Annotated in this window: 9 protein-coding genes; 4 read left to right on the top strand and 5 right to left on the bottom strand. The window is 64.8% G+C overall.

Annotation, left to right across the window (positions count from 1 at the left end; translation table 11 throughout):
• Positions 1 to 30: 30 nt before the first annotated feature.
• The gene (locus tag FHS28_RS08315) at positions 31 to 951 is read left to right on the top strand and encodes a LytR/AlgR family response regulator transcription factor (RefSeq protein WP_088450275.1); all 921 of its coding nucleotides are present in this window, start codon (positions 31 to 33) and stop codon (positions 949 to 951) included.
• 4 nt (positions 952 to 955) lie between these two features.
• Here FHS28_RS08315 and FHS28_RS08310 read toward each other — a convergent pair whose 3' ends face one another.
• From FHS28_RS08310 to kynB, 4 genes are all read right to left on the bottom strand, one after another.
• Entirely contained in the window at positions 956 to 2773 is a 1818-nt protein-coding gene (locus tag FHS28_RS08310; RefSeq protein WP_088450273.1) for an aminopeptidase P family protein, read from the bottom strand.
• Between the two features lie 101 nt (positions 2774 to 2874).
• The gene (gene kynA / locus FHS28_RS08305; protein ID WP_088450271.1) at positions 2875 to 3732 is read right to left on the bottom strand and encodes a tryptophan 2,3-dioxygenase; all 858 of its coding nucleotides are present in this window, start codon (positions 3730 to 3732) and stop codon (positions 2875 to 2877) included.
• A complete protein-coding gene (gene kynU / locus FHS28_RS08300; RefSeq protein WP_088450269.1) occupies positions 3729 to 5027 on the bottom strand; it encodes a kynureninase in 1299 nt (432 codons plus the stop codon). Before kynU ends, kynA begins: the two co-directional genes overlap by 4 nt.
• A gap of 121 nt (positions 5028 to 5148) precedes the next feature.
• Positions 5149 to 5778: an arylformamidase gene (gene kynB / locus FHS28_RS08295; protein ID WP_088450267.1), complete on the bottom strand. Its 630-nt coding sequence runs from the start codon at positions 5776 to 5778 to the stop codon at positions 5149 to 5151.
• A 268-nt stretch (positions 5779 to 6046) separates the two neighbouring features.
• Here kynB and FHS28_RS08290 point away from each other — a divergent pair, with 268 nt between their 5' ends.
• Entirely contained in the window at positions 6047 to 7279 is a 1233-nt protein-coding gene (locus FHS28_RS08290) for an acyl-CoA dehydrogenase (RefSeq protein WP_088450265.1), read from the top strand.
• A gap of 95 nt (positions 7280 to 7374) precedes the next feature.
• Here FHS28_RS08290 and FHS28_RS08285 read toward each other — a convergent pair whose 3' ends face one another.
• Positions 7375 to 9288, bottom strand: coding sequence for a glucokinase (locus FHS28_RS08285; RefSeq protein ID WP_088450263.1), 1914 nt, complete (start codon positions 9286 to 9288; stop codon positions 7375 to 7377).
• A gap of 746 nt (positions 9289 to 10034) precedes the next feature.
• Here FHS28_RS08285 and FHS28_RS08280 point away from each other — a divergent pair.
• Together FHS28_RS08280 and FHS28_RS08275 are read left to right on the top strand one after the other, a co-directional pair.
• Complete coding sequence (locus FHS28_RS08280; RefSeq protein WP_221193819.1) at positions 10035 to 12830, top strand: TonB-dependent receptor; 2796 nt, start codon at positions 10035 to 10037, stop codon at positions 12828 to 12830.
• 270 nt (positions 12831 to 13100) lie between these two features.
• Positions 13101 to 15266, top strand: a complete 2166-nt coding sequence (locus FHS28_RS08275; protein WP_088450259.1) for a pectate lyase-like domain-containing protein — start codon at positions 13101 to 13103, stop codon at positions 15264 to 15266.
• Positions 15267 to 15338: the final 72 nt, after the last annotated feature.

Genomic DNA, 15338 nt, shown 5'->3' with positions numbered 1-15338 from the left:
CCCGCCCTTCATCATTGCAGCCGCAAGCCCATGACCGCCGCCGCCCCTACCGCCCTCATTGCCGACGATGAACCGCTCCTGCGCGACAGCCTGCAACGCAGCCTGGCCGCTGCATGGCCCGCGCTCAGCGTGGTGGCGCAGGCGCGCAATGGGCGCGAGGCGGTGGAGCTGTTTGAAATGCACCGGCCGGACGTGGTGTTCCTGGACGTTCACATGCCGGGCCTGAACGGCATGGAAGCGGCGCGTCAGATCGCGCGGCAGGCCCACATCGTGTTTGTCACGGCCTATCAGGACTATGCGCTCCAGGCTTTTGAGCGCGGCGCGATCGACTATCTCGTCAAGCCGATCGACGAAGCGCGCCTTGCCGACACGGTGGAGCGGTTGAAGGACCGACTCCAGACCTCTGCGCCGGCGCAGGCGCCGGTGGCGCTGGAAACCGTCATCGAGGAACTCGCGCGACGCATTGCACGTCCGGCATCGGCGTCCCTGCCGGGGGCGACGTCCCTTTCCACATCCCCGTCGATGTCCACGCCGATGTCCAGCCCCACGCCCGTGCACACGCCCGGGTACCCAGCCACATCCGCTGCCGGTGAACCCGCGGCCCACGCGCTGGCGTCCGATACCGGCCCCTTGCAATGGATCCGCGCCTCGGTGGGCAGCACCTTGAAGCTGATCCCGGTGGACGACATCCTCTTCCTGCGGTCGGACGAGAAGTACACCCTCGTTGCCACCGCCGATGGCGAGGCGCTGATCCGCACGCCGATCCGCGAGCTGATCGAACGCCTGGACCCACAGTGCTTTGTGCAGGTGCACCGCTCGGTGGTGGTGAACCTGCATGCGATCAGCCACGTGACCCGCGGGCCGAATGAGACGGCGGACCTGCACTTGAAGGCCCGCCCGGAAGTGCTGCCGGTCAGCCGCAGTTACCTGCACCTGTTCCGGCAGATGTGACGCCTCAGCGCGTCAGCGGCTCCGTCCGGGTGGTCAGCCACGCGAGCGCATCCCCGCTGACCAGCGGCGACAGCCGGCGGCGCACTTCGGCGTGGTAGTCGTTGAGCCATGCCAGCTCTTCATCGGACAGCAGCGACACCATCACGCATCGTGTGTCGATCGGGCACAGGGTCAGTGTTTCGAAAGCCAGCATCTCGCCGAACTGGCCGTTCTCGGGCGTCTCATGCTGAACGTTCAGCACCAGATTCTCGATCCGCACGCCCCACTGCTTGGGACGGTAGAGGCCCGGCTCGATCGAGGTGATCATGCCCGGCTCCATGGCCATGTTGGCATCCGGCACCGCCTTGGAAATGCTCTGGGGGCCCTCATGCACATTCATGAAGTAGCCCACGCCGTGGCCGGTGCCGTGACCATAGTCCAGCCCATGGGCCCACAGCGGCGCACGTGCGATGGCGTCGAGCATCGGGCTCAGCGTGCCGCGCGGGAAGACGGTTCGGGAGAGCGCAATGGTGCCCTTGAGCACCAGCGTGTAGTCGCGCCGCTGTGCGTCGGACACCTGGCCAATGGGCCACACGCGGGTGATGTCGGTGGTGCCGCCCAGGTACTGACCGCCGGAGTCGATCAGCAGCAGGCCATCGCCCTTGATCTCGGAGAACAGCTCGGGCAGGGCGCGGTAGTGGGGCAGGGCGCCGTTGGCATTGAAGCCGGCGATGGTGGAGAAGGAGAGACCCACGAAACCGGGGCGCTTGGCCCGCTCGGCGCTCAGGTGTTCGTCCACCTTCAGCTCGTCCAGCGGTTCTCCACGCGCCAGGGCTGCTTCGAACCAGGCATAGAAGGCGCACATGGCGGCACCGTCCTGCTCCATGGCTTCCCGTACGAATTGCGCCTCGGCGGCATTTTTGCGGCTCTTGAGCAGCGTGCTGGGATTGATGGCCTCCACCACACGCACCGCCGCCGGCAGCGCTTCACGCAGGCCCAGCGTCACGCGGCGCGGGTCGATCAGCACGGTGGCGGTAGCCGGCACCTGCGCCAGGGCGACGGGGGCATTCGCATAGGGGCGCACCTGGACGCCATCGGCGGCCAGACGGGCGCTCAGCGCGGCGTCGATCTTGCCGTCCTGAACGAACAGCTCGGCGCCGTCCGCCGTCAGCAGCGCATGGCCCACAAACACCGGGTTGTAGGTGACATCGGAGCCGCGCAGGTTGAACAGCCAGGCCACATCGTCCACGCTGGAGATCAGGTGATGCGTGGCGCCGTGCTGGGTCATGGCGGCCCGCACCTGGGCCAGCTTGTCGGCGCGGCTCACGGTGGCGTGCGGCGCCTGATGCTCATACACCTTTGCGTCGGGCAGCCCGGGGCGGCCGTCCCAGGTGGCGTCGAGCAGGTCGAGTCCGGTGTTGATGCGGATCTGGCGGGGCGTCAGTGCCTGGCGCAGCAGCTGCGCCATGGCCAGGCCCAGCACCTGGCCATCCACCACCAGCGTCTGCCCCGGCTGCAGCGTCTCGGCCAGCCAGTTGACGTGATGCGTCGCGGCGCCAGTCGGGATCTTGAACAGCGAGATGCCGCTGCCTTCGAGCTCACGCTCGGCCTGTGTCCAATAGCGGCTGTCGGCGAACAGCATCGCCTGGTCGCGGGTGACCACCAGCGTGGCCATGGAGCCGGTGAAGCCGGACAGCCATTCACGACCCTGCCAGCGCTCCGGCAGGTATTCCGACAGATGAGGATCGGCCGATGGCACCAGGATGGCGTGGGCGTCGGCGTTGCGCAGGGCGTCCCGCAGGCGGGAGATGCGCAGCTTGATCTGGGAAATACGGGTATCCATGGGCGGGCCTTGTGAGCTGCATCAACGTGCCCCGATTGTAGGAGTTGGGCCCGCCCGTGCCGGTCGGCATGCCCCGATGGACAGGCCGACTTCACCTCCGTTCACAATTCCGTGCGGAGTGCCCAGAGTTCGGGGAAGAGCACCGTATCCAGCATCTTGCGCAGGTAGCTCACGCCGCCGGTGCCGCCGGTGCCGCGCTTGAAGCCGATCACCCGCTCCACCGTGGTGACATGACGGAAGCGCCAAAGCCGGAAGGCGTCTTCCAGATCGACCAGTTCCTCGCCCATCTGGTAGAGGTCCCAGTATTGCTTCGGGTCGCGGTAGACCTGCAGCCAGGCGGCCTTCACGCCCTCGTCCGCTTCGTACGGGCGGGTGAAGTCGCGCGTCAGATGCGTCGCCGGGACCTCGATGCCGCGTCGCTGCATCAGGCGCAGCACCTCGTCGTAGAGCGAGGGGGCTTCATACGCGGCCTGCACGTCGGCGAGCAGGTCCGGCCGGTGCGCATGCGGCTTGAGCATCGCGGCGTTCTTGTTGCCCAGCATGAATTCGATCCGGCGGTACTGCGCGCTCTGGAATCCGCTGCTGTTGGAAAGGTAAGGCCGGATGGCGGAATACTCGGGCGGCGTCATCGTGCCCAGCACGTCCCAGGCATGCACCAGCTGCTCCATGATGCGGGAGACCCGGGCCAGCATCTTGAACGCTTCGGGCAGATGGTCCGCTGCCACTTCGCGCACGGCACCGTTCAGCTCATGCAGCATCAGCTTCATCCACAGCTCGGACGTCTGGTGCTGCACGATGAACAGCATCTCGTTGTGGTCCGGAGAGAGCGGATGCTGGGCGCTGAGCACCTGATCCAGGTGCAGATAGTCCCCATAGCTCATGTCGCGCGAGAAATCGAGCTGCGCGCCTTCTTCCTGCACGATGCGCTCGGTGGCGCCGGTGTGATGCGGGCAACTCATGTCACTGCAGCCTTCTGGTTGAAACGGGCTTCACGCCACTCTTCGCGCGTCAGCACCTGGTAGAGATGTTCCACCGCATCGTAGGCATCGGTGAAGCCCACATACAGCGGCGTGAAGCCGAAGCGCAGGATGTGCGGCACCTGGTCCAGGCGGTCCGGGTCGCCCGCGCGGTAGTCGCCAATCACACCGCGCTCGATCAGCGCCTGCACCACCGCATAACTGGCGCGTTCCAGCGGCGGCTTCAGCGCCAGGCAGACCTGGCTGCCACGGCGCGCATCCTCACGCGGCGACACGACAGTCACGCTCAGAGCGCCGCAGCGTTCTTCCGCCAGCCGTGCGAACAGCTCCGTCAGTTGCAGCGACTTGCGGCGCAAGGCCGCCATGCCGCCCATCGGCTCGGCAGCCAGCAGCGTGTCCACGCCGCATTCCAGCGCGGCCATTGAAATGATGGCCGGCGTACCGCAGATGTAGCGGCGGATGCCGGGCGCCGGACGATAGTCGGGGCTGAACTCGAAGGGCGCGGCATGGCCCAGCCATCCGGAGAGCGGCTGCCAGAAGCGGTCGGCATGACGGGGGTGCACCCAGACAAAGGCCGGGGCGCCGGGGCCGCCGTTGAGGTACTTGTAGCCGCAGCCGATGGCGAAGTCGGCATTGGCGCCGGTCAGGTCCACCGGCACCGCGCCGGCGGAATGGCAGAGGTCCCAGATGGTCAGGGCGCCGACGTCGTGCGCGGCGCCGGTCAGCGCGGCCATGTCATGCCAGGCACCGGTGCGGTAGTTCACATCGGTGATCAGCAGCACGGCCAGATCGCTGTTGATCGCCGCTTCCAGTTCTTCGGGGCTGTCGACCAGCACCAGGCGCATGCCGTGCTGCTCGGCCACGCTCTGGCTGATGTAGAGGTCGGTGGGAAAGTTGCTGCGCTCGGTGACGATGGTCGTGCGTGAAGGCGACTCCGCCTTGATCATGCGCACGGCCGCGGTGAGCACCTTGTAGATGTTGAGTGAGGTGGAATCCGCCACCACCACCTCACCCGGACCCGCGCCGATCAGCCGCGCAATCTTGTCACCGATGCGGGTGGGCAGGTCGATCCAGCCGGCGGTGTTCCAGCTCTTGATGAGGTCGCGGCCCCATTCCTCGGTGACCACCTGCTGCACACGGCCCGCCGTCGCCGCGGGCATGGCGCCAAGCGAGTTGCCGTCCAGATAGATGACACCGGGCGGCAGCACCATCTGATGTCGCAAAGCGGCCAAGGGGTCGGCCGCATCGAGGGCCTGGCAGTCGTGTCGTGTGGTCATGGGGTGATCGGTTCGGGTGAGGCGTTGGCGTGGGGGCCGATGCGTGTCGAGCTGCGGGTGTCGGCGGCAGGTTCGGGGGCAGTGCGCGTCGGCTTGAATCGGGGTGAAAGCGGCGGCGCCTTCAAAGCGTCCGCAGCACGGCGCGCACCGGCGAGGCACAGGCGCCTGCCAGCTTCAAGGGCAGGGCGATCAATTCGTAGTCGCCCTCGGGCACGTCGTCGAGCACGAGGTTTTCAAGCACCCGCAGGTCCAGGCGCCGCAGCTGTTGATGGCTGTCCAGGCTCTTGCTCGTCGCCGGGTCCACCGAGGGCGTGTCCAGGCCGATGAGCCGCACCCCATGGGACGCCAGCCATTCCACCGTCTCCGGCGCATAGGCGGTGAACGCGGGATTCCACACCGTGTCCGCTTTCTGATTGCAGCGCACCAGCACGCGGGGCGGGAGATCGTCCTGGGCATGCGCCAGATGCTCGATGCGGATCAGCGGCCCGCAGTCAATGGCATGGATGACGCGACAGGGACCCAGGTAAGGATCCAGCGCCACCTCGGCGGCCGAGGGCGCGTCGTTGGCGTAATGCAGCGGCGCATCGGCATGGGCACCCACATGAGGCGACAGGCTCAATGCACTGAGGTTCACCGGACAGTCCGGCGACAGACGCGCGGTCCAGCGCAGGGCGTACGGTTCGTCGCCGGGGAAGATCGGCGAATCCGGTGCAATGACCGGCGAGATATCCCAGAGGGTCTTGTGGCTCATGGCAGATGGGGCAAGAGGTCTGGCGGGTGGAGATCCCGGGCAACGGCGCGCACCTTATCGTGGGCTCGTGGGGCGTGGTGTCGGTTAATTCCAACAGGCCGTCCGCGGGGGACGGCGAGCCTTCGATGCAAGCGCTTTGACCCGATCCATTTTGCGACGTGCGAAGCTGGCATGGTGGTGACACGATCCACCCCGAGACCGCACTACCATGCGGCATGGCACTTCGTGCCCCAGAGCAGATGGCGTTCCGCCAGTGAGAGAGACATCCATGACATCGACATCTTCCTCCCCGACGCAAGACCCCAAGGCCAGCCAGGCACCCAAGGCCGCGAAGGCGCATTTCCACTGGGACGATCCGCTGCTGCTGGACCAGCAGCTGACCGACGATGAACGGGCCGTTCGCGACGCGGCCCATGCCTACTGCCAGGACCGGCTCGCGCCCCGCGTGGTGGAAGCCTTCCGCCACGAGAAGACCGATGCCGCCATCTTCCGGGAGATGGGTGAGCTGGGCCTGCTGGGCGCCACCATTCCGGAAACCTACGGTGGCGCGGGCCTGAACTACGTCTGTTATGGGCTGATCGCGCGCGAAGTGGAGCGGGTGGACAGCGGCTACCGCTCGATGATGAGCGTGCAGAGCTCGCTGGTGATGGTGCCCATCCACGAATTCGGCAGTGAGGCCACCCGCCAGAAATATCTGCCCAAGCTGGCCAGCGGCGAATGGATCGGCTGCTTCGGCCTGACCGAGCCCAACCACGGTTCCGACCCGGCCTCGATGGTGACGCGGGCCCGCAAGGTGGACGGCGGTTATTCCCTCACCGGCAGCAAGATGTGGATCACCAACAGCCCGATCGCCGATGTCTTCGTGGTCTGGGCCAAGGACGATGAAGGCCAGATTCGCGGCTTCGTGCTGGAGAAGGGCTGGAAGGGCCTGACCGCACCGGCCATCCACGGCAAGGTCGGCCTGCGGGCGTCGATCACCGGCGAAATCGTGATGGACGGCGTGTTCTGCCCCGAAGAAAACGCCTTCCCCGAGGTGCGCGGCCTCAAGGGACCCTTCACCTGCCTCAACAGCGCCCGCTTCGGCATTGCCTGGGGGGCGCTGGGAGCGGCGGAGAACTGCTGGTTCACCGCCCGCCAGTATGTGCTGGACCGCCAGCAGTTTGGCAAGCCGCTGGCGGCCAATCAGCTGGTGCAGAAGAAGCTGGCGGACATGCAGACCGAGATCACGCTCGGCCTGCAAGGCTGCCTGCGGCTGGGCCGCATGAAGGACGAAGGCACGGCAGCGGTGGAGATCACTTCCATCATGAAGCGCAACAGCTGCGGCAAGGCCCTGGACATCGCTCGCACCGCGCGGGACATGCTGGGGGGCAACGGCATCAGCGATGAATTCGGCATCGCCCGTCATCTGGTCAATCTGGAGGTGGTCAACACCTACGAGGGCACGCACGACATCCATGCGCTGATCCTCGGCCGCGCGCAGACTGGCATCGCAGCGTTCTGAGACGCGGCGGGGAGGGCGGTGAGGTCCGCCCTCAGCCCCTTTGCAGTCAGCCCTTCACCCTGGGTGGAGGCGCGTCGTGGGCGCCTGAATCTGGCTCAGCGACTGTGCGCAGTCAGATTCGCCAGCGGCGTCACCAGGCTCACACCGGGCGCTGTATGCCGTAGCCCGCTTTGGGCATCACGAAGATCGGACTCCGGGTCTGCCGTCAGCGTCGGCATGTCGATGGCCTGATGGGCCGGATCGCGACGCATCGCCACGCCCACCGCCATCATGTCGATCACCAGCAGGTGCAGGATGCGGCTGATCATCGGCATGTGGGTGGCAACGTCCTCGACATGGTCGACGATCAGCAGGGCGTCCGCCTTCTTCGCCAGCGGTGACTGGCTGGCCGTGATGGCCAGGATCGATGCGCCTCGTTCCTTCACTGCATCCGCCACGGCGATCAGCTCCGGCACCTTGCCGCTACCGCTGATCAGCACGGCCACGTCACCAGCGCGCAGCGTCTGCGCGGCCAGCAGTTGCAGGCGCGGTTCCACATAGGCATTGCACGCCATGCCCAGACGCAGGAACTTGAACTGCGCGTCCTGCGCCACCACGCCGTAATGGCCGACGGCAAAAAATTCGATGCGGGCCGCGCCCAGCAGCAATTCGATGCTGCGGTCGATCATGTCCCGGTTGAGCTGGCTGCGCACCTGCAGGATCGCCGAAGCAGTGTTGCCCAGCACCTTCTCGCCCAGCTCGACCATCGAGTCGTCCTGGGTGACCTGCGTGTGGCTGACCGGTACGGTGCCGGTCAGGCCCGACGCCAGACGCAGCTTGAAGTCGGACAGGCCCTCGCACCCCAGCGAGCGGCAGAAGCGGATGACCGTCGGCTGGCTGACATTGGCGGCCTTTGCAATCTCCGCAATCGGGTCATTGAGCACCTTGCGGGAATGGGCGAGCACATGGTCGGCAACGCGCTGCTCGGCGGGCGAGAGATTGTCCCGCGCGCGGCGGATCTGCCCGAGGATGGCGGACGTGCCGCTGCTGCTGCTGCTTTGCAGGCTGCGCAATTGCGCTTCGAGAATGGCGGAGGTGCCGGTGAAGGTGGCGTGCTCCGCGGTGACCACGAATGTGGGAATGGCGGAGACGTAATCGCTGAAGCGGCCCTTGTCCTCGAAGCGCTCGCGAAAGCGCGAACGGTCGAAGTATTCACCCAGCCGCGGAATGATGCCGCCGCCCAGATAGATGCCGCCGTGGGCGCCCAGGGTGACCGCCAGGTTGGCGGCGGCCGTGCCCATCAGGGTGCAGAAAAGCTCCAGCGTTTCGCCGCAGACGAGGTCCGAACCTTCCAGTGCGCGGGCGGTGATCTCTGGCGCGGTGAGGGTTTCGGGCGGGCGGCGCAGATAGGCGGCCATCGCGCGGTACATCAGTTCCAGGCCGGGGCCGGAGAGCAGCCGTTCAAACGACACATGCTCAAATTCATTCCAGGCAAACCGCAGCAGCGCGATTTCGCGGTCGTCGCGCGGGGCGAAGGTGCTGTGACCGCCTTCGGAGCCGAGGGAGACCCAGCCCTCCCCAGCCGGAATCAGTCCGGAGACGCCAAGGCCCGAGCCCGCCCCGAGCAATCCCATCACGCTGTGCGCACGGGCTTCGCCGCCGCCCACCTGCCGCAGTTCACTGGATCGCAGGCGGGGCAGGGCCATGGCCAGCGCGGTGAAGTCATTCACCACGACCAGCGTCTCCAGTCCCAATTGCTGGCGCGTCTCTTCAATCGAGAACGACCAGTGGTAGTTGGTCATTCGTACCCGGTCGCCATCTACCGGATTGGCAATGGCCACGGCCGCGTGGGCAATGCCCGCCTGGGGCACCTGATCCATGTAAGCCCGGACGGCAGCGTGGAAGTCCGCATGCTCGTCGCAGCGCAGCGAGACGATGTGCTCGAACTCTCCGGGCGCGGTCTCGAGGGCAAAGCGGGCAAAGGTGCTGCCAATGTCGGCCATCAGCCGTGGACTGTCGAAATCACGCATGGAAAAAAGCAAGGACTCACCCGCACCGGCACCGGCAACAGGCCGGCGCACCAGCCGAGGGATGGGCGATTATGGCGTGCGACCCCGAGGCCTCCGGAAGGGTTTGGCCCTAGCGTCTGACACACCGACCATGGCTGCACTGTAGTGTCACTACAGCCACCCGGAAAAGAAGCGCTGCCTCAGCGTCGTGGAGGTCCTTTCTCGAGGAGAGACGGAACACGGGTCAAAACGAGGTCTGGTGGCCAGTGTAATGAGATCGCTACCAGACGCGCAGCCACGGGAGAACGCTCTTGTTGGAGGGGTGTAGTTTTGCTACCTTGCGCAGCGGTGCGTCTGTCTTCGGTCCGCCCTTCGGGCCGCCAGAACCGCCGGGCCCATGCCGCGTTGCGACCCCGTTTCGGCGCTCCCTTCGGCCGCCCGCCCGCCGATAGAGAACTGTCCTCCCCTTCATTACATGCACTTTCTTGGTGAAAGTTGTAGTACGGCTACATCGCGTTTTTGGGGATGCTGCTCCATAAGCTGTCCAGCAAGCGTTAAATCAAGGGCTTAGCAGCGCTTGTGTACGGTTTCGTACGCGTTTTTTAAAGTTGTACGTCGTTCAAGGGTTTGCGCTGACTTGGTTCGAGATCTAGTTTTAGTACAAAATTTCCTCAAGATGTGTTGGGTTCAGTGTTCCTGCCGCGGGAAACCACAGCTGTACGGTCATCAGGCAGGAACCGACGTCAGACGAAAAGAGGAGACAAGACATGACCACTTTGCACGCCAAGCGCGAGCAGTTCCGTATTCGTCCCATTGCAGCGGGTTGCATGCTGCTGGGTCTGCTGGCCGCCGGTGCCGCTCAGGCGCAACAGGCGCCGGCTGCAGAGGGCGACAAGTCGGCCGACCGAACCCTGGACACGGTCACCGTGACCGGCATTCGCCGCGGCATTGAAGCCGCGATTTCCGTCAAGAAGAATTCGGATTCGATCGTCGAGGCGATTTCGGCGGAAGACATCGGCAAGCTGCCCGATGTGTCGATTGCCGAATCCATTGCCCGCCTCCCCGGCCTCTCCGCCCAGCGGGTGGCTGGCCGCGCCCAGGTGATCAGCGTGCGGGGTCTGTCTCCCGACTTCGCCACCACGCTGCTCAATGGCCGCGAACTGGTGAGCACCGGTGACAACCGCAGTGTGGAATTCGACCAATATCCGTCGGAACTGCTGAGCGGCGTCACCATTTACAAGACGCCAGATGCCGGTCTGGTGGGGCAGGGCCTCTCCGGCACCATCGACATGCTGACGGTGCGTCCGCTGGACTTCGGCAGCCGCGTCGTGTCGTTGAGTGCGCGCGGCAGCCGCAATTCGCTGGGCTCCGCCGCCAGCGAGAGCGCCAATGGCAACCGCTTCAGCGCCAGCTACATCGACCAGTTTGCGAACCGCACCATTGGTGTCTCGATTGGTTTTGCGCACCAGGAAACTCCGATTCAGGAAAACCAGGTGGGCCTGTACGAGCCCTGGGAAGCGACCAGCCGCGCCGACCTTCCGACCGGCACCTTCAATACCGGTGGCATCAAGGCGCTGCGCCGTACCGGCCGGCAGGAACGCAATGGCGTGATGGCCACGGTGGAGTTCCGTCCCAGCAAGAACTGGACGAGCGTGGTGGATGGCTTCTGGACCAAGGCCAAGCAGGAAGACACCGCCAATCAGTTTGAAATGAGCATGGGTTGGAACGGCAATGGCACCTGCGCGCCGGCCACCCCCTGCACGACCTGGAGCAATCCGACGGTCAACAGCAACAACTCGCTGACCAGCGGCACGTTGTCGTATGCCTATCCGCTGGTGCGCGGCATCTACAACAAGCGGGACGACAAGATCGTGGCCGCCGGCTGGAACAACAAGCTCAAGTTCGACAACGGCGCTTCGCTGATGGCGGACTTGAACTACTCCAAGGCGACCCGCGACGAAGTCAGCCTGGAGAACAACACCCAGTTGAGCCGCGTCACGGCCGTGCCTTATGACACGGTGCAACTGGCCTACCGTTCGGGCAACTTCTCGCAGATCGTCCCGACGCTGGACTATTCCGACGCCAGCAAGCTGTTCTTGACCAACACCATTTACGGTTCGGGCTATGGCAAGGTGCCCAGCGTGAAGGACGAGCTGAGCGGCTTCAAGCTGGTGGCCAACCTGCCTGCACCGGCCGCTCTGGATGGCTGGTTCGCGGACTTCGACATCGGTGTGAACTATGCGGACCGCACCAAGAAGAAGCGCCAGCCGGAAGGTGGCACGACGCTCAAGGGTGCGGACAGCGTCATTGCCTCGGACCTGCAATACAGCCCCGTCAATCTGGGCTTCGCGGGCCTGGGCACCATTCCTGCGTGGAATGTGCCGGGCACCATCGCGCGCTACATGGACTTCAACCCCACGGATGATCAGGCGTGGCTGGTGTACAAGGCCTGGGACGTCTCGGAAAAGACCACCACGGCCTTCCTGAAGGGCAATATCGACTCGACCACCTTCGGCCTGCCGATGCGAGGCAACGTGGGTCTGCAGATCGTCAATGTGAAGCAGGAGTCGTCGTCGTTCTATTGGGATTCGACGAGCGGCACGGGGGTCCGCAAGCCGGTGTCCAGCGGCAAGACCGTCACCGACTTCCTGCCGGCGCTGAACCTGGCCTGGTCGCTGGGCAATGAGCAGACGCTGCGTCTGGGTCTGGCCAAGCAGATGGCCCGTCCCAAGGTGGACCAGCTGCGTTCCTCGCTGGACTTCGGTGTGGACAACGCCACTGGCAAGCCCGGCGCCAGCGGCGGCAACTCCAAGCTGAACCCGTGGCGCGCCAATGCGCTGGACCTGTCGTATGAGAAGTACTTCGGCTCCAAGGCGTATGTCTCGGCCGCCGGCTACTACAAGGACCTGCGCAGCTACATCTACACGCAGTCCAACGACCAGTACGACTTCTCGCAGTTCCTGCAGGGCTACACCCCGCCAAGCACCTGCGGCAATGGCACGCAGCAATGCCCGCCCGTGCGGCCCACCGGCACTTACACCGCGCCTTACAACGGCAAGGGCGGCAAGCTGCAGGGGATTGAGCTGACGGCGTCGCTGCCCCTGAATCTGCTGTCGAGCTCGCTCAATGGCTTCGGCATCATCGCCAGCGCCAGCTTCAACCACAGCAACATCCAGGTGAAGGATCCGGAAAGCGCGAGCAGTGTCGGCAATGGATTCATCACGCTGCCGGGTCTGTCCAAGCAGGTCTACAACCTGACGGCGTACTACGAGCAGGACGGCTTCGAGTTCCGTATCAGCCAACGTCGTCGTTCCGACTTCATTGGTGAAATCGGCAACTTCAATGGCGCTCGCACGCTGCGCTATGTGGTGGGCGAAAGCATCGTGGATGCGCAGGTCGGCTACACCTTCAGCGAAGGTCCTCTCAAGGGGCTGAGCCTGCTGGCGCAGGTCAACAACCTGACGGATGAAGCCTACCGCACCTACGCCGGTACGAAGGACCGCCCGCTGGAGTACATGAAGTGGGGCCGCGTCTATCAGGTCGGCGCCAACTACAAGTTCTGATCGGTGCCGGGGGCTTGCGTCCACGGACGCGGGCAAGCACCCTCTCAAGCCTCGGGCCGCAAGGTCCGGGGCTTTTTTGTTCAGGCCTCTTGCCAGCGTCGCTTTTGCAAAGATTTGTTCGTATGACGCTCTCGTTCTTCCGGGACGGGCTCCTCAGAATGTGGCGGGTCACGAAACACAAGGACACCAGTCGTTGCCGACCGCCCGTGTTTCCTTCTTAGACTCAGCAGCCATTGAATCAGGAGGCCGAGGATGTCGCGCAAGTCAAGAATGGATCCACCGCGGGTCCCGAACCGTCTGGGGCAGGCTTTGCTGCTGACCGTGGCCTGTCTGGTGGCGACGGCGCTGTCGGCCCATGAGGCCCACGCCGCCACCTTGCGCGCGACGGCCAACAACAACTACGTCAGCGCCACGGCCACCGGCACCTCATTCCTGACCGCCACCGAGCCTGTGGCCAGTACCTGGGAGCAATTCCAGCTGGTCAACAACGCCAACGGCACCGTGTCGCTGCGGGCCACCATCAGCGGCAATTACGTGGCCGCAGACACCGGCCTCAATGCGCCGGACACCAACAAGCTGATTGCCAATCGCGGCAGCATTGGCGGCTGGGAGCAGTTCACCGTCGTGCCGCAGTCCAATGGCACGGTGGCTTTGCGGTCGTCCGCCAATGGGCTGTATGTCTCTGCCGATCTGAACCTGGGCGGGGTGCTGGTGGCCAATCGCAGCACGGTGGCCGCCTGGGAGCAATTCGTGATCAGCGACCTGCCCGCGCCGGCCACTCCGCCGGACTTCGGTCCCAATGTGCGGGTGGTCAATCCGAACACGCCCAATTTGCAGGGTCTGATCAACGACATCTACAACGCCCAGCAGCCCAATCACTTCGGCAATCGGCGGGACGCGATTCTGCTGACGCCGGGCACCTACAACAATCTGCGGATCCCGGTGGGCTTCTACACCCAGGTGCTGGGGCTGGGCAGCCACCCGGACCAGGTGCAGGTGATTGGTGACCTGCGCTCCAATGCCTATCTTGACGGGGACAACGCCACGCAGAACTTCTGGCGCGGTGCCGAAAACTTCTCGGTCACCCCCACGCTCGGCATCGGCAACAACACGATGCAATGGGCGGTGTCGCAGGCCATCCCGTTCCGCCGTATGCATGTGCGCGGCAACATCAAGCTGAATCAGAACAGCGGATGGTCCAGCGGCGGCTGGTTCTCAGATGTGCTGGTGGACGGCCAGGTCAATTCCGGCAGTCAGCAGCAATGGATTTCCCGCAACAGCCAGTGGGGCAGCTGGGTCGGATCGAACTGGAACATGGTGTTTGTTGGGGTGCCCACCGCGCCCGCGGGTGACTTCCCGACAGCGGGGCAGCGCTTCACCAAGATTGCGCAGACGCCGGTGATCCGTGAGAAGCCTTATCTGTTCATTGACAGCGACGGCAGCTATGCCGTGCGGGTGCCTTCGCTGCGCACCAATACCAGTGGCATCTCGTGGGCCAATGGCGGCGTCACACCCGGACGCACCCTGCCCATCACCCAGTTCTACATTGCCAAGCCCAGTGATTCAGCGGCCACGTTGAATGCGCAGCTCGCTGCGGGCAAGCATCTGTTGATGACCCCTGGCGTCTACGTGCTCACGCAGACGCTGCGCATCAACAATCCCAACACGGTGGTGCTGGGCATCGGCTTCCCGACGCTGCGCTCCGACAATGGGCAGCCGCTGATCCAGACGGCCGACGTGGATGGTCTGACGCTCTCGGGTCTGTTCCTGGATGCGGGCGCGGTCGAGTCGGGGGTGCTGGTGGAGATTGGCCCCAATGGAGCCGCCGCCAACCATGCCGCCAATCCGATTGCGCTGCATGACCTGTTCTTCCGCGTCGGCGGTGCCGCCGCGGGCCGTGTGCGGATCGCGCTGAGCGTCAACAGCAACAACACCATTGTTGATCACACCTGGATCTGGCGTGCGGACCATGGCGCCGGCGTGGGCTGGGCCAGCAATCCGTCCGAAAACGGGCTGTGGGTGAATGGCAATGATGTGACCATGTACGGTCTGTTTGTTGAGCACTTCCAGAAGCATCAGGTCGTGTGGAACGGCAATGGCGGCCGGGTCTACTTCTATCAGTCCGAGATTCCCTACGACCCGCCGAGCCAGTCCGCCTGGAACAGCCCGACCGGCCGTGGTTATGCGTCCTACAAGGTGTCCGACTGGGTGACGAGTCATGAGGCCTGGGGTTTGGGCGTCTATAGCGTCTTCACCAACGGCAATATCTGGCTGGACCGCGCCATCGAAACACCGGTCAGCAGTGCCGTGCGTTTCCACAACATGATCTCCGTCTGCCTCGGCAACAACGGCGGCATCGTGCATGTGGTCAACAACACTGGCGCACAAACCGGCTGCAATGCCTCCTATACGCCGACGGTCACCAACTTTCCCTGAGCGGGCAGGGCGGGCCTTTGCCGGCCCACGGTCAGACCGCCGACCATTGCCTCGTCGCTGATGCGCTCCAAT

Source organism: Roseateles terrae, assembly GCF_014192155.1.
Classification (GTDB): domain Bacteria; phylum Pseudomonadota; class Gammaproteobacteria; order Burkholderiales; family Burkholderiaceae_C; genus Roseateles; species Roseateles terrae.
This window is presented reverse-complemented; position numbering and strand designations above follow the sequence as displayed.

Bases quoted from the DNA above. Each gene is read 5' to 3' on its own strand.
- kynA (WP_088450271.1), bottom strand. From the start codon at position 3,732: ATGAGTTGCCCGCATCACACCGGCGCCACCGAGCGCATCGTGCAGGAA.
- FHS28_RS08275 (WP_088450259.1), top strand. From the start codon at position 13,101: ATGGATCCACCGCGGGTCCCGAACCGTCTGGGGCAGGCTTTGCTGCTG.
- FHS28_RS08310 (WP_088450273.1), bottom strand. From the start codon at position 2,773: ATGGATACCCGTATTTCCCAGATCAAGCTGCGCATCTCCCGCCTGCGG.
- kynB (WP_088450267.1), bottom strand. From the start codon at position 5,778: ATGAGCCACAAGACCCTCTGGGATATCTCGCCGGTCATTGCACCGGAT.
- kynU (WP_088450269.1), bottom strand. From the start codon at position 5,027: ATGACCACACGACACGACTGCCAGGCCCTCGATGCGGCCGACCCCTTG.
- FHS28_RS08290 (WP_088450265.1), top strand. From the start codon at position 6,047: ATGACATCGACATCTTCCTCCCCGACGCAAGACCCCAAGGCCAGCCAG.
- FHS28_RS08315 (WP_088450275.1), top strand. From the start codon at position 31: ATGACCGCCGCCGCCCCTACCGCCCTCATTGCCGACGATGAACCGCTC.
- FHS28_RS08280 (WP_221193819.1), top strand. From the start codon at position 10,035: ATGACCACTTTGCACGCCAAGCGCGAGCAGTTCCGTATTCGTCCCATT.
- FHS28_RS08285 (WP_088450263.1), bottom strand. From the start codon at position 9,288: ATGCGTGATTTCGACAGTCCACGGCTGATGGCCGACATTGGCAGCACC.